The organism is Paenibacillus sabinae T27, assembly GCF_000612505.1.
Taxonomy (GTDB): Bacteria; Bacillota; Bacilli; order Paenibacillales; family Paenibacillaceae; genus Paenibacillus_AQ; species Paenibacillus_AQ sabinae.
Window position 1 is genome coordinate 4,264,687 of record NZ_CP004078.1, and the last position, 23,480, is coordinate 4,288,166.

At 44.2% G+C, this 23,480-nt stretch carries 15 protein-coding genes; all 15 read right to left on the minus strand.

Going from position 1 to position 23,480, the window contains the following annotated elements:
• Positions 1-35: 35 nt before the first annotated feature.
• Positions 36-896 (minus strand): methyltransferase domain-containing protein, encoded by an 861-nt coding sequence (locus PSAB_RS19595; protein ID WP_226991732.1) that lies wholly within the window; start codon positions 894-896, stop codon positions 36-38.
• Between the two features lie 167 nt (positions 897-1,063).
• Positions 1,064-1,429: a MerR family transcriptional regulator gene (locus PSAB_RS19600; RefSeq protein ID WP_025336283.1), complete on the minus strand. Its 366-nt coding sequence runs from the start codon at positions 1,427-1,429 to the stop codon at positions 1,064-1,066.
• A gap of 291 nt (positions 1,430-1,720) precedes the next feature.
• On the minus strand, positions 1,721-2,230 hold the full coding sequence (locus PSAB_RS19605; RefSeq protein WP_025336284.1) for a GNAT family N-acetyltransferase: 510 nt from the start codon (positions 2,228-2,230) through the stop codon (positions 1,721-1,723).
• 276 nt (positions 2,231-2,506) lie between these two features.
• Entirely contained in the window at positions 2,507-7,522 is a 5,016-nt protein-coding gene (locus PSAB_RS24705) for an S-layer homology domain-containing protein (RefSeq protein ID WP_084266571.1), read from the minus strand.
• Between the two features lie 327 nt (positions 7,523-7,849).
• Positions 7,850-10,804: an S-layer homology domain-containing protein gene (locus PSAB_RS24710; RefSeq protein WP_025336287.1), complete on the minus strand. Its 2,955-nt coding sequence runs from the start codon at positions 10,802-10,804 to the stop codon at positions 7,850-7,852.
• Between the two features lie 29 nt (positions 10,805-10,833).
• The gene (locus tag PSAB_RS19625; RefSeq protein ID WP_025336288.1) at positions 10,834-11,820 is read right to left on the minus strand and encodes a hypothetical protein; all 987 of its coding nucleotides are present in this window, start codon (positions 11,818-11,820) and stop codon (positions 10,834-10,836) included.
• 151 nt (positions 11,821-11,971) lie between these two features.
• Positions 11,972-13,954 carry an S-layer homology domain-containing protein gene (locus PSAB_RS19630; protein ID WP_025336289.1) on the minus strand — a complete coding sequence of 661 codons (1,983 nt, stop codon included), beginning with the start codon at positions 13,952-13,954 and terminating at the stop codon, positions 11,972-11,974.
• Between the two features lie 23 nt (positions 13,955-13,977).
• Positions 13,978-14,298: a DUF2149 domain-containing protein gene (locus tag PSAB_RS19635; RefSeq protein WP_025336290.1), complete on the minus strand. Its 321-nt coding sequence runs from the start codon at positions 14,296-14,298 to the stop codon at positions 13,978-13,980.
• Positions 14,299-14,305: 7 nt separating this feature from the next.
• Positions 14,306-14,929 carry a MotA/TolQ/ExbB proton channel family protein gene (locus PSAB_RS19640; protein ID WP_051529794.1) on the minus strand — a complete coding sequence of 208 codons (624 nt, stop codon included), beginning with the start codon at positions 14,927-14,929 and terminating at the stop codon, positions 14,306-14,308.
• Between the two features lies 1 nt (position 14,930).
• Positions 14,931-17,234, minus strand: coding sequence for a molybdopterin-binding protein (locus PSAB_RS19645; protein ID WP_025336292.1), 2,304 nt, complete (start codon positions 17,232-17,234; stop codon positions 14,931-14,933).
• A 1-nt stretch (position 17,235) separates the two neighbouring features.
• Positions 17,236-18,378 (minus strand): ABC transporter substrate-binding protein, encoded by a 1,143-nt coding sequence (locus PSAB_RS19650; protein WP_025336293.1) that lies wholly within the window; start codon positions 18,376-18,378, stop codon positions 17,236-17,238.
• A gap of 28 nt (positions 18,379-18,406) precedes the next feature.
• The gene (locus tag PSAB_RS19655) at positions 18,407-19,210 is read right to left on the minus strand and encodes an ABC transporter ATP-binding protein (RefSeq protein ID WP_025336294.1); all 804 of its coding nucleotides are present in this window, start codon (positions 19,208-19,210) and stop codon (positions 18,407-18,409) included.
• Entirely contained in the window at positions 19,210-20,211 is a 1,002-nt protein-coding gene (locus tag PSAB_RS19660; protein WP_025336295.1) for a FecCD family ABC transporter permease, read from the minus strand. The genes PSAB_RS19655 and PSAB_RS19660 overlap by 1 nt, the downstream gene beginning before the upstream one ends.
• Positions 20,201-21,172, minus strand: coding sequence for an Ig-like domain-containing domain (locus PSAB_RS19665; RefSeq protein WP_025336296.1), 972 nt, complete (start codon positions 21,170-21,172; stop codon positions 20,201-20,203). The genes PSAB_RS19660 and PSAB_RS19665 overlap by 11 nt, the downstream gene beginning before the upstream one ends.
• A gap of 16 nt (positions 21,173-21,188) precedes the next feature.
• Positions 21,189-22,739 (minus strand): S-layer homology domain-containing protein, encoded by a 1,551-nt coding sequence (locus tag PSAB_RS19670; RefSeq protein WP_025336297.1) that lies wholly within the window; start codon positions 22,737-22,739, stop codon positions 21,189-21,191.
• Between the last annotated feature and the right edge of the window lie 741 nt (positions 22,740-23,480).

Consider the following 23,480-nt stretch of genomic DNA (forward strand, 5'->3'; position numbering starts at 1 on the left):
TGCGCTGATTTCTGATAAGATAACGTCATGCTTAGTTAATACTTCTTTCCTAAATATAAATCCATAGTATCGTAAATATTGATTATACCGCCAAACTTATCGATTACAGTTGCTATTTCACTTTCTAATACGTTTTTAACATCCATCTGTAAGGATCTGTGATCTGAGTATGTATTCAATAACGAAATATAGTCTTCTGCATGTAGCTTCCGTGTTTGACGGTAAATTTTTGTAATAACATTAGAAAAGCCATATTTTCTCATAGTATCTACATACTGCTGACAAGTTTTTTCATCAAACTCTTTCGGTGATTTGTCGCCAAAAGGCTTGTATTTTTTATATATTTTTTGAATTTCAGTGTGCATAGTACCATCTTTGCCAATAGCACTTGGATGATTCCAAAATAATGCAACTGTACCACCGTGTTTTAACAGACTATGCACTTTGGTAAAACCAATATCCTGTGGTAACCAATGAAAAGCAGTTGCAGAATATATCATATCGTATTTATTGTCATTATTAGTAAAACTTTCAAAATCAATATTAATCACTTTAAAGTTACTAAATTGTGAAAACTTTTGTTTTGTAAACTCAGCTAATTTTTCACCAAGCTCAACAGCCGTTACTTTACAGCCTGTTTTCAAAATTGGTAACGTTGCTTGACCTGTCCCTATACCTATTTCAAGTGCATTTTTTGTACTGTTTAGACCCGAATAATGGATAATATCATTAAACAACTCCGCAACATATGTCGGTCGCCATTTATCATAATTAACTACATCTTCATTAAATTTCAATCGCAAGTCCATTGAGTTCACCCACAAATTATTATTTTCTTTATGCTTTAAAACTAGTGCGCAATTTCGCCTAACGTTCTTGTATTTACGACGTCCCACCGACTTAAGGCTCCGTCAGGAGCCGGCTGCGCTTGGCAGTTAGTCGGTGCGGATGTGTCCGCCTGATCCCGCGCCCCTCCATTCTCCTCGGGCGGACCAATAGGCGGTTTTGCCAGCTCGCAGCGTGATTGCTTTGTTAGCTGAAGTGCGACGTTTCCTTGAGACCATCAAAAGTCCTTTTTAAATTCCTTTCTTTGTAATGTTGATTCTTTTATCCATTCATTTAACTCGTCCCTGCTGACAAATATCTCATTATCGATTTTAATATATGGAAACATCTTCCCATCATAAGAATGTGCAACGTTTAGTATGTAATTTTCCCATCCAATAATAGTTTTGACTTGTTGTTCAGTTAGATTTAAATATTCAGCTGTTTCCTTTATATTCATTAACGCTTTAGACTCTTTTGTTATTTCATTTGTTACTATCGGCTTTTTGGTATTAAAATCTTTTTGTATTAATAAACATCCTGTAATAAAAGATAGACCTAAAATTACTGAGCTTAGAAACAAACTAATATTAAATTGCTTCATGTTATATCTTCCTCCAATTTGTTTTTGCACATTGATTTCCTCTAACGTTGTTGCATTCACGAACCCGTAGGGTTGTCTGCTTAAATGTACTTCCCCGACTTAGCATCTATTAGCCCAAGGAGCGTAGGGCCCACAGCGTGAATACGTTGTTAGGCGATGTCTTCTCTTCTTCGAATTCTTTGCGCTGCTTTCATATATCTTAATCACCTTTTCTTTAATTATTGCTTCAGTGTCTAGACGGTTTCGCCTAACGTTTCCGCATTTCACGAACCCGAGAACCTTTAAGACCCCTCAGAATCCGACCGCGACGCAGTTAGGGTTCGAGGGTTGTTCGCCTGAGCTTAGCTTCCTCGAATTACCTCGGGCGGACCGAGGGCCAAAAAGGCCCGAAGTGTGAGCCGTTTCATTAATTTTATATACATCAATTCGTACACTTGTATATCCCTTCTCGATTGCGAAATTCTCTATATATTGTAATAAAAACTTACCTAAACCTTTACCTTGATGGCTCGGATTAACTGCAAGCCGATGAATACAGTATGGTTTTCCTTTTTGATCGTTCCAATTTAATGTTTGATATTGCTGGCTTTGCATTTCATCGAGCGAAACTACGGCTATTAATTCATTTCCATCTGTAATTCCATGCATAGTTCCATTCTTGATATCAGCCTTATAATTAGATCGATTTGGATAAATCCATTTCCACTGATCATTATTCTGATTTTTTAAATCCTTTTTAACTTTTTTGAAAATTTTCAATACGGATGGTAAGTTATCCAATTGAACCAGTTGAACGTTCATTATTGAGATCGCTCCTTTTGATTTGATTGGAATCTCCGGTTTCCTCTAACGTTCTTATTCACGAAACGCCCCAGCCTTAGATAGCTCTTATCTTAGGCTGGAGCGTTTGTCGTCTGAGCTTTTTCGATGATTATACATCTGACAACCAAGGGGCGGTAGCCCCGAAATAAAGGAAGGAGTCTTCTCGGCTTATTAAGATATACGCAGGTCCAATCTATATTACGCCTCACAGCGCTAGATGAAGCTTCGGGAGGCTTATAAACTTATGATGAATGTTTATTTGTTATAAATCCTATAAAGAAACACTGCAGCTTCAGCTCTTGTTGTATTTCCTGCAGGATTAATTCTACTTTTGGATCCAACAATTAAACCTTCCTTAACCAGAGCTGCAATGCTATTTACTGCATACCCTGAAATCACTGATTTATCACTGTATTTGCCCAGATCAGAGGAAGAACCTGTTGCGCTTATTTTCTTTACCATTCTCAGGGCTTTTTCTGAAAGTACCATCATATCCTGCCTTGATATTGCAGCTTTAGGGTTAAACAAATTATTGCCTGATCCAGTAGCTATACCAAGCTTTTTAGCAATACCTACTGCATTATAGTAATAATCTCCCTCTTTCACATCCCCAAAGTTGCCGTTCACATCAGTTGTAAGTCCAAGTGTCTTGACAAGCAGCATCATAAAGTCAGCCCTTGTAATGTTTGCTGCCGGTGAGTAGGTTTTTGCCCCTTTACCTGAGATGATGCCTTTTGATGCGAGCACTTCTATCTGCTTTTTTGCCCATCCATAATCTTCTATATCGCGGAAGGTGTTATATACCGATGCAACTGCATATTTGCTGAAATGGGTGGTGCTGAATATGACCATACCTGTTGCTGCATCATACTTTGCACTCGGTACAGGGATTAAGCTTCCTGACCCGTCGATGTAGAATACGGTAATATGCTCCGGATCATTCAATTCCTGTGCAGTCGGAGTATACTCCACTGCAATGGTAACCGGTGCGTTATTATTGCTCCAGATAGTTGAATTTCCATCCACTGACAGTCCTAATTCAATAACAGGCTTATCGCCTATGTATGTTCTGGCTTCTTCAGTAAGCGTTGAAACATCTGCTTTGGAAATACTTAAAGTTACGTTCCTTGCATTCGCTCCTTTTGCTTTATCTAGCATGTTACCCGGTAAGGTGACTGTCGCAAACTCTGTTTTCAGTTTTACCTTCTTTTCAGAAGTGTTTTGTGTTAAAACGCTGGCTGGAAGAGTAATCAAATAGGATTTTATCCCTTCTACCTTTGGAATGACCACAAGGACTGTCTTTGACCCATCTAAGCTGCTCTGAACCTTTGAGAATCCGGCAGTGATTGATTCCAAATCTATTGCTGCAGTTGCTATTCCTGAATCTTTACCCAGAATCTGTACTTCAGCCGTAATTATTCCATCCTTCCCCAAATCGGCGCCGACAGTGATCGTATAGGTCATTTTTGTTTTCCGATTCTGGGCAGTCACAACAAGGGTATCCCCTGTGGCAACAGGGTTATGCACATTGCCTGTGTCCCAGGTTTGATGGCTTTCTCCCTTGACAAGATGACTAAGGAAGGTCTCTTTTGATGTGTTCACAGGTACATTTTTTATGGTTCCGCTCGTCGCACTTGTAGTACTCACGGTATATTTATCCGATGTGATTTTCGCTATTGAACTTAGACCTGCTTGTTGAATGGTGAAGGAATATCTCCCATCCATCCCCAATATCGGCTGTCCGTTTTCGTTAGTTGACTGTCCGGAACCGCCAAACAACCCGGCAATTAAATTCACATAAACAGGCATGTTGGAAGAAATATCGAAGTCCGGCGTCTTGGGCAGTTCATAATAGATCCACATGGCTGCCGGATCAACAGTATCCATTCTGTTGTCACCGCTGTAGTTGATGACATATTTGTTGGTGCATAGATTATAGGGATTCGCTGAATCGAGCCCTCCGGCCGTGATCTGATTCTCCACCTTCAACCATTCCGGACCATCCGCAGGTGTATAGGTAGTAGAGCTTCCGCCGCTGTAGCCGGTAGCATACTTGCTTGTACGAAAGAGATTTGTAAAGAAGGTGCTCATGTTCTTGGCGCTGGCCCACTGCGTTGGACCCGTACGGGTATCAACCACGATCTTGATCAGCTTGTTCCCTGTGCTGTTTGGCCCCATTGTTCCGCCATCGCGGATGTCCTCTTCGGTCAGTTCATTTCCTTCTACCTTTTTAACATAATAGGTGGAACTATAGGGATATAGCGATGAAGTATTTTTATCATAACTATTGATGCGGCTATTAAAGGAAAATACGCCCGCTTCGTTTGCGCGGCTCGCATCGACATATTCCCAAATCTCTGGATGCAACTTCACCTCCTGAATTGTGAAATAGCTGTCGACACTAACGACATCATTTACCCCTTTGACCACGCCTGCAGGAAGATTCGCAGACAGCAGAATATCGCAGTTCGCAATCTGGAAGCCCCCGTTCACTACAGGTACCGAATTCGTAAAGGTGGAGAAATAGCCGTTTGCTGCATCCTTTGTGCACCGGATTACCAGATTCCCGTTACTGTCGACACTGACAGTTGCTCCAGCTTTCAGGGCGTTAATGATGCCCTTTTTCACACCGGGATATTGTTTCTTCAATGCGTCGTTGACTGAGGCAATACTGCTTGCTCCCTTGGGATCCAATCCTACAAAGCGGTCATATGCCGTAATGTCATTGGTTTTGTCAACATATGGAAAGTATGCGCTGCTGTATGCATTCAATACACTCGTAATAAACGTATCATATGAAACCACATCGTAATCGTTTTTCGATTTGTCGAACTTCACACCGTTGAATATCAAACCGTCGATAATAGCATCTTTATATGCTGAGACATTGTCTGCAAAGCTGTATCCATTGCTTAACGCAATAGTGATCGTCAGCCCATCCCCGTTAATATCCCATTCTGTTACCGTGTTTGCTCCTGAAAAACTGGCCGTAACAAGTGATCTGATACTCTGAACTACCGTCACATCCTTATAGTCCTGAGCTTTGACCACAATGGTATAGTCATTGGTACTGGTGAAGAGGCTGCCGTTCAAACTGATTTTCCCTTCGCTGATTGTATACCTGTCAGCCGTGAGAATGGTTCCGTTCACACTGATGCTTGTAATCGCTGCCCTGTAGGCGGCATCATCGGCAAACGTTAAATCTATTGTCTTTCCGACATAATTGTCAGTATTATCTGCAGTAAAATCAGGCGCTTTCTTCTTTACCGCTATGGTATTAACCGTTATGGTATAATTTGCTTTTGTTGTGCCATCCTGTGCCGTTACAACAAGGGTATCCCCTGTTACGACTGGGTCATGCACATTTGCCGTGTCCCACGTTTGATCGCTTTCCCTCTTGGTCAGATTCCCAAGAAATGTCGCTTTCGAGGTATTATACGGCACATTGGTGATCGTTCCCGCCGCCGTATTGACGGTGTAGCTGCTTGAAGAGATTGTTGTTACAGTACTGGGTAAGATATTAAGCGTTATGGTGTAAGCAGCTTTTGTTGTGCCGTCCTGGGCAGTTACAACCAAGGTATCCCCTGTGGTTACAGGATCATGCAGATTGTCTGTATCCCACGTTTGATGGCTTTCCCCCTTGGCCAGATTCCCAAGAAATGTCGCTTTCGAGGTATTATACGGCACATTGGTGATCGTTCCCGCCGCCGTATTGATGGTGTAGCTGCTTGAAGAAATTGTTGATACCGTTGATTTTGGACCGTCTGCTTTAATGGTAAAGGAGAATCTTCCATCCATCCCTAATATCGGCTGTCCGTTTTCGTTAGTCGACTGTCCGGAGCCTCCGAAAAAACCGGCTATTAAATTCACATAAACAGGCATATTGGAAGAAATATCGAAGTCTGACGTCTTGGGCAGTTCATAATAGATCCACATGGGTGCCGGATTTATTTGATCGGCTCTGTGGTCACCGCTGTAGTTGATGACGTATTTGTTGGTGCCCACATAATAGGGATTCGCTGGATCCAGCCCTCCGCTTGTGATCTGATCCTCCACCTTCAACCATTCCGGGTCATCCTGAGGCGTATAGGTGTTAGAGCTTCCGCCGCTGTAGCCGGTAGCATCCTTATTGGTGCGGAAAATATTAGTAAAGAAGGTGCTCATATTCTTGGCGCTGGCCCACTGGGTGGGACCCGTACGGGTATCAACCACAATCTTGATCAGCTTGCTCCCTGTTCCGTTTGGTCCCATTGTTCCGCCATTGCGGATGTCCTCTTCAGTAAGTTCATTTCCTTCTACTTTTTTAATATAATAGGTGGTACTGTAGGGATAAGGGGATGAAGTATTACTATCATTACCATCTATGCGGCTATTGAAGGAATATACACCCGCTTCGTTCGCGCGGCTCGCATCAACATATTCCCAAATCTCCGGATGCAATTTCATCTCCTCTATTGTGAAATAGCCATCCACTGTAACAACATCATTTACACCATTAACCACCCCTGCAGGAAGTTCGGCAGACAGCAGAATATCGCAATTCGCAATCTGGATACCCCCATTCACTACAGGTACCGAATTCGTAAAGGTGGAAAAATAACCATTTGCCGCATCCTCTGTGCACCGGATTACCAGATTCCCGTTGCTGTCGACACTGACGGTTGCTCCAGCCTTCAGAGCGTTAATGATGCCCTTTTTCACACCGGGATATTGTTCTTTCAATTCATCGGTGACTGAGGCAGTACTCCTTGCTCCCTTAGGGTCCAGTCCTACAAAGCGGTCATAGACTGTGACATTGTCTACCGATACACCGTCTTGTACATTAAGAAACGGGAAATAAGAGCTTCCATACGCATTTAAAGCGCTAGTTATAAATGTATCAAAGGGAATTACATCGTATTGGTTCGTCGTTTTGTTAAACAACTCTCCGTAAAATGTCAGCCCGTCAATAATGGCATCCTTATAGTCCGAAACATTGTCTGCAAAGCTGGAGCCACCGCCTAACGCAATAGTGATCGTCAGCCCATCCCCGTTAACATCCCATTCCGTTACCGTTTTTGTTCCTGAAAAACTCGCCGTCGCAGTATAGGTTGCTTCATAAACAGAAGTGTTGACGCTGGCATAGGTTGCGGCCGCTTCGTTGCTTGAACTTGAAGTGTCTGCAAGCACCGGCATTGTACCAAATATGCTTGTCAAGATGAGTAAAAAACTAAGCAGCAACGTGAAGTGGGAATACCCCCTCATTCTTCTTTTCTCTGTAGATTTTTGCATCTACTTCACTCCATTTCATTATTAAAATAAAGGCAGCGGTTTCTGCCCGGTTTTTTTTCAAAGTTATATAAAAACAGCGATAACTGCTGCTTTACGCAGCATAGCCTGCCGTCTGGATTTTCAATTTTCAAGAAGAAACGCCTGACGGCGTCCTTGAAGGACGCAAGTACGTTTCTCGTAGAAATATTAATTCTTATATTAAAAAAAGAATATTTTGCAGAAGAGCTCATGGGCTCTTCTGCAAAATATTGATTTACCAGAATTTAATAGAACGCGGTCTCTCAAAAGTCTCGATCGAGGTTTTCTTATATAGCCGATTGCTGTTTGTTATAGCCCCAGCTTGTCCATGAATGTTTTGAGCATAACCGTACCTTCAGCACGGGTAGCATGACCCGGCGCTCCAAAGCTTCCATCCGGGTATCCATTGATAATACCCAGGGTGTATACGCTCTGAACTGCATCATTGGCCCACGCGCTAATGCTGCCTTTATCGGTGAAGGCCAGATCTGTAAGTGTACCAATCTTGCCTCCTGCATAGCTGTATGCTCTATTGATCATTACTGCCATTTCCTGGCGGGTAATAGAATCACCTGGATGGAAGTTGCCGTCAGAGCCCTGGATGATTCCGGCTTTTGCTGCCTTCCTCACATCGTTTGCGTACCATTCACTGCCTGTTATATCTTTAAATGTACCTTCATTTGCAGCATCAGACAGTTTCAGTACTCTCGACAGCAAAGCGGCAAATTCTGCACGGGTGATATTGTTCTGTGGAGCAAAGGTATCCGCGTCTGTTCCGTTTATGACATGCCTTGCCACCATGACTTCGATATCAGCCTTAGCCCAGTGGGATGCAATATCTCCGAAGGTCTTCTGGGATTCAGCCACCATGTATTTCGAGAAGTGGTTTGTATTAAATACCAGTTTACCGTCAACGATTCTTCCTCCCACGTAATCCCATTGGCCGGTTGTTTCATTGAGGTAATAAACTCCTAATTTCCCCAGCTCTGTCACCCCGGCTGGAATTGGAAGGGTTATTGTAATTGATTTAGTAAAGTTATGAACTGCCGTTTCACCAGCCCATGCATCGAATGAGTAGACCGCTTTGCTTTCAACATGTTCAGGAGCTGATGCAACTGTCTGACTTGACACCTGGGTTGTGCTGAAGGTCATATTCTGTCCCTGTATCAATACTTCAGACGGAATAACTATTTTCAGCCCACTATCCTGAATGACTATTGGTTTATTCGCAGCTTTAACAAGGTTTATTACTTCAGCTGGCAGCTGTACTGCTTTACTTTGGCCTGATCCTGCTGTTACTTGTGAAAGGTTGATAACCAATTCACTTTGTGCAGCGTCTTTCAGCTGATCAGCTACTTTTTTTGCATCTACTTGTAAGGTTACCGTGCTTCCAGACTGGATAACCTGTCCTAAGTCCGTAGTGGATGTCTGCTGAGTGGTGGTAGGTGTCTGCGTGCCGCCGCCGCCGCTGCTTTCACTGTTGCCGTTTGTTGCCGCAGCATTTACAGTAACCTGACAGGTATCTTTGAAGCTTCCGTCTTCCGTTGTAACCGTTACGGTAGCTTTCCCTGCTCCTACTGCTGTAACAACTCCGTAAGTGACTGTGGCTACAGTGGAGTCACTGGTTGTCCAGATCACATTTTTATTTGTTGCATCCGTTGGAGCTACGGTCGCTGTTAATGTTCCGGTTGCTCCTGCGGTCAATGTTATCGCATGCTGATCAAGCTCTACTCCTGTGACTGCTACTGCTGCTGGAGTTACAGTTACTTCGCAAGAATCCTTGAAGCTTCCGTCTGCTGTTCTAACCGTTATGGTCGCTTTCCCTGCTCCTACTGCTGTAACAGCTCCGTAAGTCACTGTTGCTACAGTTGAATCGCTGGTTGTCCAGATTACATTTTTGTTTGTTGCATCTGTTGGAGCTACTGTCGCTGTTAATGTTCCGGTTGCTCCTGGGGTCAATGTTAGCGCATGCTGATCAAGCTCTACTCCTGTGACTGGTTGTAAACGGATTGTATAGTCAGCCGTCATCACGTCACTATCTTCCCCATTTACTGAAGCATATGCCTTTATGGTCGTATCAGAGTTGATGACGATGGGTTGATTATATAAACCAAATGTCACTGTTGCCGGATCAATTCCTGCTGAGTAAACAGCATAGTAAACCGATGCTCCAACTGTCGCAGTGCTTAGCGTAACCGCTGTGCCAGGTGCTACCGCTCCTGCTCCGGGATTAGCTGTAGGCATTACCGGATGAATGATATCAGGGTAGCTGTAACCGTTGAACACATTGACGCCATTTTTATTTTCCCAGGCAGGACCCAGATTTGACGCTTCCAGCCCCCCTGCTGTAAAGGAGAAGCAATTGCCAAGATCAATGTCAGGAGGAAGAGTGCCTTCGCCAATGATAGAACCGCTCATGCCGGACAAATACCAGGTGTTGGTAATATTGAGGGTGCTGAGGGTTGGGATGGAGAAGGTATTGTAGTTGATGTTGGCGACCAAGGCACCGGTGATGCCGCCTGCGTTAACCAGAGAAGCAGCCACATAGCTGTTAATAACATTTACGTTAAAACCGGTGTAAATGTGGCCGATCAAGCCGCCGACCGGATTGGAGGGAGTGTTGCTTGTGAAACTCCCCAATGCAGCGGAGTTACTAATAGTCACTGTACCGGCTTTGTAGTACTGGCCGGCGCCGAACTGGCCGACCAGGCCGCCGACGGAATTACTCGCTCCGCCGCTTAGGGTCAAGCTCATATCGGCAACGCAGTTTTGCATGGTAAAGCTGCCTATTGCTCGTCCAACAATGCCTCCTATAAAGCGATTGGAGGTTATGGAGCCGGATACTTTCAAATCTTTGATGGTCATATCCGAGACCAGATTAAACAGGCCTCCCTTTGGGCCTACTGGTGATGTGTTAACGAGCGAAATTCCAGATATCGTATGACCATTCCCGTCAAAGGTACCCGTGATGCCAACCCAGCTCTGAGGTACTCCGATACCTTGCCAGTTGGTTACACTAGACATATCAATGTCGGCGTCAACTTCGACATAATAGTCTCCCACATTCGGCTCGGTACCGGAGCCGGCGCCCATGGAGAGTCGACCGTTGATCGTGTTTGCAAGATCCACAAGATCTTGGGCTGTAGTGATATGTACCGTGGTTTGTGCTGCATGCGCCGGCGCGACACTAATAAGGCTGATCACCATAGCCAGTGCAAGGAATAGGCTAAATTTGCGCGTAAAAGCTTTAAACTTTGATTTCATTTTGTTCTCCCCCTTTTTGCCTTATGGAATTACTGCCAGCTTAAAGCAGGGTAACTGTAACTGTTGAACACGTTGACGCCGCTTTTTGTCTGCCAAGCCGACCCCCCGTTATTCAGAGCTGACGCAGTCAGAGCCCCTGCACTAAATGATGTGCAACTGCTAGTACTGGTGCTACCTGTGTCTGTGCCAATGATATTACTGCTCATGCCGGACAAATAATAGCAATTGGTTAGAGTCAGGCTAGTGGAAGCATTGTTGGCAACCAAGGCACCGGTAGTGCCACCCGAGTTGTTAAGAGAAGCAGCTACATAGCTGTTGCTTACGGTTACGTTGAAACCGGAGTAAATGTGGCCAATCAAGCCGCCCACCGGATTGGAGGAGGTGTTGCTGGTGAAAGTCCCCAGCGCAGCGGAGTTTGTAATAGTTGTTGTATTGCCGCCAGTCGTCTGGCCGGAGCCGAACTGGCCGACCAGGCCTCCGATGGAATTACTCGCTCCATTGTTAAGAGTCAAGCTCATATCGGCAATACAGTTTTGCATGGTCAAGCTGCCCAATGCCCGTCCAACAATTCCACCGATAAAACGGGTGGAGGTCACGCTGCCGGATACTTTCAGATCCTTGATGGTAATATCCTGGACCAGATTAAACAGGCCACCCTTTGGGCCTACATACTGTGTGTTAGTGAGCGAAATTCCAGAGATCGTATGACCGTTCCCGTCAAAGGTACCCGTGATGCCAATCCAGCTCTGGGGCACTCCGATACCTTGCCAGTTGGATACACCTGACATATTAATGTCGGCATCAATTTCGACATAATAATCGCCCAGAGACGGTGTGGTGCTTGTGCCGGCGGATTGTGAGTTGATCGTGTTTGCCAGATCAACAAGATCTTGGGCGGTGGTAATATGAACAGTGGTTTGTGCCATTGCCGGCACGACACTTAAAAGGCTGATCACCATGGCCAGTGCAAGGAATAGGCTTACTTTGCGCGTAAAAGCTTTAATCAGTGATTTCATTTTTTCTTCTCCTCTCATTCATACCAATTTTGTGTTTGATAGCTTCTTTCATTATTATTTGCCTGCCCCAATCATAGATCATCTCCCCCTGGCAAATATCGTTGTTATGATATATGTTTGCTGAATAACAGCGAAACTCACAAAATATCTATTATTGGGTATAGATTCTATACAGGATGACCGCAGCTTCCGCCCGGGTAGTGCTGCCAAGAGGATTAATTAGGCCATTCGCCCCCGTCACCAAGCCTTCGCCGATCATGACGGACACACTATTTGCCGCATATCCTGACACCTGCGCCTTATCCTTGAATGTTTCCAGAATCTCTGGTGATGCCGACCCTTTGATCTTACCCGCAGCCCTTAATGCGCGTTCGGTCAGAACCATCATGTCCTGTCTGGATATCTCAGCTTTTGGATTAAATCTGTTGTCACCGGAGCCTGTCGCAATTCCTGATTGTTTGGCGATGCCAACCGCCTCATAGTAATAGGCCCCCTGCTTTACATCCTCAAAGTTCTCTTTTATATCCGCCTTCAAGTCCAGTGTTTTTACAAGCAGCATGATAAAGTCCGCTCTGGTAATATTGGTGCCTGGAGAATAGGTTGTTGCCCCTGTACCTGAAATGATTCCTTTGGATACAAGTGCTTCAATCTGCTTTTTGGCCCACCCGTAGTTTGCAAGATCATCAAAGGTTATGGCACTTGAGTTATCCGCCTTTATGGTAAAAAGGTATCTCCCATCCATCCCCAATATTGGCTGACCGTTTGTTGTGGTCGACTGGCCGGAACCGCCGATAAATCCGGCAATCAAGTTTACGTAAATTGGCATATCGGATGTAATGTGGAAGTCCGGCGTTTGGGGCAGCTCAAAAAATATCCACATCTTGGCCGGATTTACCGTATCCATTCTGCTGTCACCGCTGTAGTTGACTACATATTTGTTCGTGCATACATTATATGGACTTGCAATATCTGTGCCTCCGTTTGTGATTTGATCCTCTACCTTCAGCCATTCCGGATCATCGGCTGGTGTATAGGTGGTATCGCTCTTGCCTCCATACCCAGTTGCATCCTTATTGGTGCGGAAGAAGTTGGTAAAGAAGGTGCTCATGTTCTTGGAGCTTGCCCACTGTGTAGGGCCCACACGGGTATCCACCACAACCTTGACCAGCTTGCTGCCGGTTCCATTAGGTCCCAATGCTCCCCCTTTGCGGATATCTTCCGCAGTCAGGACATTCCCTTCTACCTGCTTCACGTAATAGGTAGTGTCATACGGATACTGCGAGGTCGTATTCCGATCATAACTATTAATACGGCTGTTAAAGGAAAATACACCGTCTTCGCCCGCACGGCTCTTATCTACATATTCCCATATCTCTGTATGTACTTTTACCTCCTGGATCGTGAAAAAGCCATTGACCTTAACAACCTCATTGACATTCTTAACTGCACCTACCGGGAGTTCTGCAGACAGCAGGATATCGCAGTTCGCGATTTGGATACCTCCATTTACTACGGATACCGAATTGGTAAAGGTTGAGAAGTAGCCGTTGGCGGCTTCTTTAGTGCATCGGATCACCAAATTCCCGTCCTCGTTGACACTGACAGTTGCTCCGGCTTTCAAAGCATTCAAGATTCCCTTATTCACACCAGGATAAGCAGCTTTCAATGCATCGGAGACAGCTGACGTACTTCTTGCTCCCGCCGGATCCAGTCCTACAAAACGGTCATAAACCGTAACACTGTTGGAAATATCAATATACGGGAAATATCCTGAGTTACCGTATATATCCAATGCGCTGGCTACAAACATTTCATAGGGAACCACATTATATTGGTTCGTCTTTTTGTCGAATAACAAACCGTTCAAGGTCAGTCCGTCGATGATTGCATTCTTATAGTCCGTAATATTGTCTGAAAAGCGATAGCCCTTTGGGAGTGCAATGGTTATTGTCAAACCATCAGCGTTTACATCCCATTCCGTCACCGTATTGGTTCCTGTAAAGCTGGCCGTCATCGTATTTTCTGCCGCATGCTCTGCATGCGCCGCAGGGATATCATAAGTCAGAACGGTAAACAGCATAATCATTAGAAACACAAAAGACAGACATGTATTTTTTTTCTCGATTCTAACCATCGCTATTCTCCTATAAATACAATTTAAGGTGTTTCAGAAATCATATACATCTTTCCTGTCGCAGGATCCTTATACAACATACCCATTTTCTGGTATTTATCGTTTTTATTCATCATCTGATCCAGATTTTTCTGCACGGACTCTAGATTATTGACCTCCTTACCCAGATCAACGTTCACATCCACCAGCCCTGAAGAAGTATTGCCATTCAGAAATACAGACAGCATAAGGCTGCAGGCTAATACCAACATGGCATCAATAATGTTGACCATCCCTTCCAAAGGACTGCTGTTATCTTTGCTTCTTTTATGCCGCAATCCGCTGCCGCCTCTCAGACTACTCATGACCCAATCATTCCTCCTTCAAAATACATTCCATTAAACTTTCCATAGAGACCAAATAGCTGTCATACCATCCCCTTCTGATTTTGCTGATTACCAAGCATACTGCCGCACTAACCAAGCCGCCTATCGTCATGTCAAATGCCACCAACAGAGCATTGGCAAGAGTCATGGTATCTCCCTGTCCCAAGGCAATAATACCGGGACCGAGTGGTATTAATGTACCCATCAATCCAAACATGGGGGCGATTTTAGAAATCGTATCCGTCCATCCCAGAATTCTTTCATACCGTTCTTCCTCAGACACAATCAATCGTTTCGCAATGGCCCTCTTCTCTACTGATGTCAGACTGCTATATTGGATCAACTCTAATAAAATTGCTTTTTGCCGCTTCAATAATTTACTCTCTTTAATAATTAGTGATAATTCTTCTTTGTCTTTGCCATGAAAGGATGACAGCAATAATGGAATATCCTCTTTTAACTCCCTGCGTTCCGTTAATGCTTCCGAAATAATGCTGCCGATCGCCCATACTGCCGCCAGACTTAGGAAAGTCACAATGACAATAGTAGGCAGCAGCAATCCCTGAGTAAATGTGTGAAATATATGTTGAGTCTCATTTTGTATGTTCATATTAACCTCTCTCCCCTTTATATTTTTTAAATCTATTTCCAGCCCCCCCTAATACCAGGCCTCCTATTGCAATGAACAGTACTGCAGCATTATGATCCCGAGCCACTGGAATTTGAGCCTCCGTCATGCCGTTCACTTCATAAATGTGTACCCCCTTCGCATTGGAGGATTCCGGTAAGGATTCCTGTGAAACTTCTGATGATCCTGTTGCTTCTGTTGCTGCTGTTGCTTCCATCGCTTCTGGTTCTTTTGTTGCTTTTGTTTCTTCTGTATCTTTTGTCGCTTTTGTTTCTTTTGTCGCTTCTGATGATAATTTCTTATCCGGTATTTGTGATTGCTGCGAAGGTGTTCCCTTACTTTTTGCCCCAATCAATGAAGCATTTTGAACGCTATTCCCCTTTTCATCGGGCGGACTTCCCAGCAGCTGGATTTCAACCGAGTCAATCCATTTGACATGCCTGGATACCGTTTCAGATCTCGTATTGGTTTGACCGAATATCAGCTTGAACCTGTTATACCCATTCACCTTGTAAAAGTCTGGTGCTGTAGCTCCCTGCTGCTGCAAATCCCGGAAGGCGATGATCGTGTCAACCTGAAGCGCATCTACCGCAGCTCCTGCAGTTGGACCAGAGCCATTCCACCGGAGCGGAAGGTTAGGATAGAAATACCGCGGTGTATCCAGAAGAAACCCCCTTGAAAATGAGAGACGTTTCTTCTCTCTGTTTTCTGTAAAAGTAAAAGTGATCTTATCTACAGAATTTCTATCGATACCCGCAGCTGCCAAAAGGTCCTTGAGCCTTACACCCACGGCGGTCTCCATCACTACCTTTCCAGACGAATCAACTGCTGTATATGCTTGCGTAACCCTCGGCAGTGACTTTATTTCCTCAAGTGAAAATATTTTTCTTGGCAAATACTCAAGCCCGAAGTAACCAACGTTGAAAGCAAGAGTCGTAGGAAGCTCATCCAGTCTATCCCCAGTTTCTTCAGAAACAGCCGGTCCAAAAACATCATTATCATCAATAGTCTTTGTCTTTGCCTGCTCTGTTTCATTGATTTTGGATGTTACAACAATTTCCATCCGGTTGATGCTGTATCCATACATCGGACTAACGACGTCGGAGATTTTCATCTGTCCGTAGCAGATCTTTATTCCTTCCTTATTGCTGATTGCATCCCAACCCTGCAAACTCTTATCCGTCCGCTCTGCGTATCGAAGGGCCAGCATCGGCATTACTTCCTGAGATTCCTTACTTTTGTCTATCATTCTCCCTTCTCCATCATCCAGATCACCGCTGACCAACTCAGGGTAACTATAGCGTTTGCGATCAAAGAGAAATGTTTTGGTAAAACTGCTATCAAGACCGTCGGCGTAGAAAAAACGGAGATTTTTGACATCATTAAAGTCCACTCCCGCAGACTCAATCAGCTTTATGATGGGAATTCCCTCAGCCAATGTGGTCTCCGGCTCACCCTTTTCATTTATGGAAGTATAATACTGCCGTTCCTTCTCAAATTGTTCGAGTTGTTGAAAGCTGAATGGAATTTCACGTTTGATGTCGTCAGTCCCAACTCTGATGCTTATTTTAAAGTCCGGCTCCGTGGGGAGCGGTTCTTTTTGCCCGTATGTACTGTCCTCTTTCAGAATTACAATAATCTTTTGAATATTCCCTTTCAGCATGGCACTGCTGATTTCGTCCGGATTCTGCTGGCCGTAGCATAAACGCAAGCCAGATGTGCTATCCAGCGCATCCCCATTCTCCTCCGGCTCATTCAATACCGCTGACCGCAATGCCAGCATGGGCGGAACTTCGATTCCGGCAGACGGGTTATAGGTTTGCTCCGTCACTGTTCCGGATTCTGCTATCGATGTATCCTGTTCTGTTTTTAATTGATCCGTATAATGATACCGCTTTGTTTCCAGCAGTTCTTTTCCAGTAAATGCAGCAGGAGCCCCTTCTTTCCAATAAAGATATATATCCTCAACTTCCTCTAAGTTAATTCCCAGAGCTTTCAGATAATCTGAAAGTATAATCCCCTCCCCCAATATCGTTTTGCGTTCCCCATTCTCGGTCATTGTGCTGTACTGGTTGTGGACCGTATTCAAATTCTCATTCTGCTCAGGCACCGCAGCTTGTTCCAGCACTTTTCGCTCTCCAACCTGTACCTGAAGCTTCGCCACTCCTGCATCTTCGCCGCTAACAATCCCGGGATAAGGGTTCAAAGCAAACAGCACCATTACTATTAAAAAAACAGGGATACATCTATTGCAGCAGATCTTGCGGCAGTGTTTTTTTAAGTTCATACTATTTTTCCTTTTCTCCTGAGCTTTTGTTTCGAATCCCGTTGCCGGAAAGAATAAGTTCGTAAGTATGATCATCGATTTTCAAACCGAGGATTTTATTATAGAAATCCAGCACTTCTTTCTTTAAATCCACATCTTTGTACTGTTCCGGGTAAATCGTAGTTCCCAGCCATAATATGGCAAAAAAGGTTTCCAGGCTGCCTCTCTGTCCCCATCTTGTTGCGCCTACGGGAATGTTATAAACCCTATGCTCCCTGACAGCCCTCAGTCCCTGCCATTTTGAATCCTCCATCAAATAGACCACCGTGTCCGCCTCATTGCAGATTATGATATCCGGATCCCACTGATAGATCTGTTCCATGCTGGCAAAGTAGTCGTTCTCATAAAACTTAAGCTGGCCTCCAGCGGATATGTCGATGGCTCCCACGGACGAAATCCAGTCATTTCCCAGTGTTTTAGCCCCATCCGTACGCACGATCTCATTAATTGCATGGTAAACGCGGAATCTGTCCTTCTCGGGAATTTGCCTTTGAATCTCCTTAGCCTGAACAATAACTTTCCTATAATATTGATTGATGGCTGCCGCTTTTTCTGCCGCGATTGACCCAATGGACTCTCCTATCATATGTAAAGCATTAATCTGCTCCTCCATACTGTCATATCCAACTACCAGATAGGGTACGCCAAGTTTATCCAGCTTCGCCCTCTCTCCCTCTGTTAAATACATGGCTTCCTTAATGAAAATCAAATCCGGTTGTAAAGCCATCAGAGTCTCTGCATTGATTGCAGCGCCCGCCATCGGAACTCCAACTTTCTGCATATTGGGGTAAATTCTTTGTAAAAGGAGATCTGTCTTGACTCCGTTAGGAGCAGCTATCATTTTATCGCCAGCCCCTATCATCACCATGGCTTCTCCTGCAAAAGAGTCCAGCGCAGCTATTCGCTTCGGAGAGGCTGGAACTTCTACTTTTCGCCCTATGCAATCCGTGGTTAGTTTGTATCCCTCTCGCGCTGCAACACTTCCATTCGGTTTCTCAGTCAACCTCGAAGTATTACCGTAACAGGCTGTAAGTGAAGTAATGATTGCAATAACAAGCATGATGCAAACCAATCGCCAGATTTTTGATTTTTTGCAAGTATTCATAGGCAGAGCTCCTTTTTCATTCACACTTTCACAAGCTGCCGCGTGGAATGATCTGACGCATGATTCCTTGTTCATCTTGATATACAGCCCTTTTAGCCTCTATCCGGTATACTTTTCTGATCGTTTCCTCTGTAAGCACTTCGTCGGGTGTTCCTGTTTGAAGAATAGTCTGATTCCCCATAACGGACACTTGGACAGATAGCCCCTTGTTTTCAAAATAAAATGCTTGGTTAGGCGAGTGTGTGGCCATCAAAATACCCACATTTTTTTGTTGCACCAGTTTGGCAACCGTCTCCATAAATAACAGTTCGTTGCGGAAGTCCAAGTGTGCTGTAGGTTCGTCCATTATGATAGCCGGAGTTTCCTGCACCAATGCCCGTGCAAGAATAACAAGCTGGAGCTCTCCTCCACTGAGCTTTGTATAAGGCCGCTCTGCCAGATGCAGCATCCCCACAGTCTCTAAAGCCTCAATAGCTAATTCCCGATCTTTTTTACTCGGACCGGCAATCCCATTCCCATATGTTGTCCGTCCCATTAGTACAATCTGTTCCACTGTATAAGGAAAGGAACGCGTATGCAGCTGCGGAACATATGCGATTTGCCTTGCCAAATCTGCAATTTTGTATAATAAAAACGGTTTGCCCCCTAAAAAGATTTCGCCGCGGCTTAATCTTAAAAATCCCAAGATACAATCAAGCAATGTACTCTTTCCGCATCCATTCGGCCCCATCAGACAACAGATTTCTCCTTTAGAAACCGAAAGATTCACATTATTAAAGATTTCTTTCTCCTCATAAGCAAATGAGGCATTTCGAATATCTATGAGAGTCATTACCGCCATCCCCCACCCTTGGTTTTCTTTATAAGGTAGATAAAAAATGGTGCTCCGACCAAAGAGGTTAGAATGCCTAGCGGGATTTCCGATTCTATGATTGTCCTGCTGAGCGTATCAATCAGGATCATAAAGGCAGCACCCAGTGAAATGGACAACGGAATCAGTTTGCGGTTGTCGTTTCCGGCTACCATACGGCCAATATGGGGAATTACCAAGCCAACCCAGCCAACTACGCCGGCCATACAGACCGCTCCAGCAGTGGCAAGTGTTGCCCCTACAATAATAATGGCCTTCGTTTGTATAACATCGACGCCCATGGTTTGCGCCTCTTTGTCACCCATGGAAAGTACGTTAACCTTCCAACTGAACCCGATTAAAATTAGAATCCCCATCCCAATAGGGATCAGCGCCCAAAAATCCTTATAAGCAACGGAAGATAAACTTCCCATCAGCCAATACACAATCGCCGGAAGCTGGCGATCAGTATCTGCCACAAATTTCAACAAGGAGACCAACGCATTAAAAATACTGGATATGATCGTTCCGCCCAGCACCAGCATAATGGTAGGTACTGTTTTGTAAATACGCGCAACCCAGTAACTTGCAGCTACCGCAATCAATCCAAAAACAAAAGCAAATGGATAGGTCGCCCAACTGGCTTGAAAAAGAATGATTGCAAGTGCTGCTCCAAAACCCGCACCAGAGCTAACTCCCAAAAGACCGGAGTTAACCAGGGGATTATGAAAAACCCCTTGAAATGCAGCTCCACTGACAGCAAGCCCAGCGCCTACAAAGGCAGCAGCAATAATTCTGGGTAACCGCAGCTGCAGAACAACAGTAGCACTCTGTATCCCCACATTCGTTCCGCCCTGGGTAAATAACTGGGTAAACGTTAATAAAACCTCTTTGGGATGAGCATGATACCGCCCCAAAAACAGACTGACCACAGACAGCAGAAATGGTATTATTCCAATAAGAATCAGATGTCTAGTTTTCATAATGACTGTTCCTTACCTTTGGAGAACCGCCCCATTTTATCCTGACAACTGTTGAAAGAATAAACGCCAAGATAAGTATTACAGCTACTAAAATCCAAGATATTCGGGAACTATTTCCTGTACTCTGTATCTGCGCCTGTTTCAGTGTCTGCGTCTGTGCCTGCGGTTTTATCTCCATCTCCTTTTGCGCTTCTTCTTGTGCTGCTGCTTCCTCCTTTACACTTTCCTGTGTACTCTGTATCCGCGCCTGTGTCTGCGGTTTTGTCTCCGCCTCCTTTTGCGCTTCTTCTTCTGTATGAGCCGACATTTGAGAAACATCTGTCTGCTGAACTTTCGCCTCTGGCTCTATCTGCTTATCATCCGAAAAATCTTCAGATTGGATTGAATGTTCAGAATGATCAGTGCTGTGTACATTCTCGATAGCCTGCTCCTCTCCAGAAGCTTTTTTTTCAATGTCTACCAGCAAAGGCACTGAATAATTTTTGCTTCCAGTAACAAAGCTAAATTGTTGTTCCTTTTCTGTGGCCATACCGTTTTTGGCCTGTACTCCTTCTTGCACACTAACGTAATACTTCGTATTTTCTTCAAGCGGATTGATCGGAGATAAATATATGTATTGGCGTTTATCAAATTCGATTTGAACATCTGCCGCAAATGCTTTGATTGGAACTTCCGTCCCATCCTCTTTTCTTAAAGAAAACAACGATTTATTTCGCTTCTGGACTTCAAACTGTGCGACATTATGGCTGAACTTGCACTGGATTATTGGATTTATACTGATATTGGTCTCACCATCACGGGGATATGACCAATCCATATAAAGCGGAACAGCAGGACCTCCTCCCCCTCCACTTCCATCACCAACGTCAGCGAATGTGGTAAGAGGCCAGTACATAATCGCAGCCGTCAACAAAATAATAAATACAGCTATTACCCGCCACCAGCTTTTACGTATTACCACAAATTCACCCCTTTCCTCATGGAAGTCCAAGCAAGGTGTTGATCATTTTGCATGCTTCTGCTCTGGTTACATTGGCCTGAGGCGCCAACGTTTTATCAGAATAACCATGAATAATCCCATTTTTAATTGCTATTTCCATACTATCCTTTGCCCAGTCTGACACAGTAGCCGCGTCTATGAAGTCAAGCAACGTTGCTGCACTGCTGTCCTGATACACTGCTGATGTGACGGTGCTGCCCTGATACACTTCTGTTGTGACGCTGCTTTCCTTACTGTTGTCTTTGGAGGGAATCTTTTCTTTCAAATTCAGGCCCGATGCCCGGATCAGCATTACCACAAGCTGCTCACGTGTTACCTTTTCGTTCGGAACAAATCTATTTGCATCAAAACCTTTAACAATACCGCTTGCAGCAGCAGTAGATATGTAATTCTCAGCCCAGTGGTTCTTGGTGTCATTAAATGAGATTGTAGTATTACTCTCCAAGTCAAAAGCTCTCACTAAGATAGCAGCGATTTCAGCTCTTGAATTATATTCATTCGGATGATATGTCCCATCAGCAAATCCATTTATTATCCCCAAATCAGCCAAGGCATTGATTTCATCCCTTGCCCATGAGTTTGCGATATCTGTAAAGTAGGTGAAGTTGTTATCAGCAACCTCTTGATCCACATCATCATCCGATCCCGGCTTTACCGATTTAAAATATAAGTTGATCGGGCTTGACATGGTGCTTCCGTTTTTCGCCGATAATTCCTTCACAACAACAATCTTGTACTCCGTACCCTCCTTCAGCGGCAGAATAGGCTTAATCACAAAATCATTGACCGTTTCCCCCGCTTTCACCTCAATAGGAATTGATTTTGTGCCCTCTTCAAACAGGAAAAACAATTCGGAATTATACGTCAGCATTTCCGGTCCGGAAACATTAAAGGAAAAGGACAGCGTTATAGCCGTGTCCACAGGAACCCCTTTTTGGGAATTCTTTATGGACGAATCTGTCATATACAAAGGAGGAATCGTGACATTATTAATAGGAAGCGGTACTGTCGGACCCCACTTTACTACCTGAGGATCAGCAGATAGATTAAATAAAATCTCATACGGCGATCCAAGGCTGTTGCCCATGTTGGCGTATAAATCCTCATCTATGTGCAGAATATAGTCGGTTTTCGGATCCAGTCCTTCCGCATATACATAGAAGTATTTTGATTCTTCGGTATGCTTAAGCGCTTGAGGATGAGGCGTCACTTTAACAGGAATTTCCTTCCCGGTCTTTGCTTCTTTCATATGAAACTTTGTCAGGTTTTTAGCATTATAACCGGTCATATCATAGCGGTCTTCCTGTGTCTCATCAATAAAGCCTACATTGTTTGAGAATTTCAAGTGAATTTCAAAGCTGCTGCTTTGTCCGCTTGCAATCTCAACCTCATCCAATTTCGGATACATCTTCAGAGGCCTTGTATTATAGGCCGCAAAAGCCGGAACAGTAGCCTGGGTTATGAAAATAATCATCATCCAAACGCAAATCATCCATCGCATCAATTGTTTATAGTTGTTATTTTTCATAAAGTCCCCTTTTCCTTCCCGTCATCCACAACCAATTAATCGATTTACTTATATAATAATATATCTATCTATATCAAAAGAACTAAATAAATAATCATTTAAGCATGTTTCGTTATATTTAAATATATTTCGTTATATTACAACATTATACGTCACTAACTCCGAATAACAATCAGAGTTTAACGTGTAAATTCAACAATTTTATTACAGAGTGACTTTCTATGAAAGTATTACGTAATGTTACATGACACAAAAATTCCATAGGTTAAGAAGCAATTTAAAACGAAGGTAGTACTGGAGGGTCTTATAGGAAGAGTAGACGGTCAACGAGATTCCCGCCAAATATGAAATGAGTTCCGTGATAATTAGCCGGTGGAACGCCGGTTTTCTGAGCCGGGCGTCCATAGTGTTCGAGAAAGGGGAGAGTGAAGCGGACAAGATGAGAAAGGAGTGCGAAGCAAGCAGGAACGCCTGGAAAGCTGGTCGGTCAACTTACCGTTGAAGTCGGCTGGCTAAAGTTTTAAGAAGTTGCTCATTTTTAATCTCCTTTTATTTGCTGTGATTTCACCTAACGTTCATGTATTCCTGAACCCGAGAAGCCTAAGCCAGCTTTAGCAGGCGGGTCCGACGGACTTGGCTTCGCAAGGTTGTCTGCCTGACTCCACTTCTTCGAACTCCCTCGGGCAGACCAAGGAGCCGTCAGGCTCCGCCGCAGGAATACGGTGTTAGATGATGTGGATA

Bases quoted from the DNA above. Each gene is read 5' to 3' on its own strand.
- PSAB_RS19600 (WP_025336283.1), bottom strand. From the start codon at position 1,429: ATGAAGCAATTTAATATTAGTTTGTTTCTAAGCTCAGTAATTTTAGGT.
- PSAB_RS19605 (WP_025336284.1), bottom strand. From the start codon at position 2,230: ATGAACGTTCAACTGGTTCAATTGGATAACTTACCATCCGTATTGAAA.
- PSAB_RS24705 (WP_084266571.1), bottom strand. From the start codon at position 7,522: ATGCAAAAATCTACAGAGAAAAGAAGAATGAGGGGGTATTCCCACTTC.
- PSAB_RS24710 (WP_025336287.1), bottom strand. From the start codon at position 10,804: ATGAAATCAAAGTTTAAAGCTTTTACGCGCAAATTTAGCCTATTCCTT.
- PSAB_RS19625 (WP_025336288.1), bottom strand. From the start codon at position 11,820: ATGAAATCACTGATTAAAGCTTTTACGCGCAAAGTAAGCCTATTCCTT.
- PSAB_RS19630 (WP_025336289.1), bottom strand. From the start codon at position 13,954: ATGGTTAGAATCGAGAAAAAAAATACATGTCTGTCTTTTGTGTTTCTA.
- PSAB_RS19635 (WP_025336290.1), bottom strand. From the start codon at position 14,298: ATGAGTAGTCTGAGAGGCGGCAGCGGATTGCGGCATAAAAGAAGCAAA.
- PSAB_RS19640 (WP_051529794.1), bottom strand. From the start codon at position 14,929: ATGAACATACAAAATGAGACTCAACATATATTTCACACATTTACTCAG.
- PSAB_RS19645 (WP_025336292.1), bottom strand. From the start codon at position 17,234: ATGAACTTAAAAAAACACTGCCGCAAGATCTGCTGCAATAGATGTATC.
- PSAB_RS19650 (WP_025336293.1), bottom strand. From the start codon at position 18,378: ATGAATACTTGCAAAAAATCAAAAATCTGGCGATTGGTTTGCATCATG.
- PSAB_RS19655 (WP_025336294.1), bottom strand. From the start codon at position 19,210: ATGACTCTCATAGATATTCGAAATGCCTCATTTGCTTATGAGGAGAAA.
- PSAB_RS19660 (WP_025336295.1), bottom strand. From the start codon at position 20,211: ATGAAAACTAGACATCTGATTCTTATTGGAATAATACCATTTCTGCTG.
- PSAB_RS19670 (WP_025336297.1), bottom strand. From the start codon at position 22,739: ATGAAAAATAACAACTATAAACAATTGATGCGATGGATGATTTGCGTT.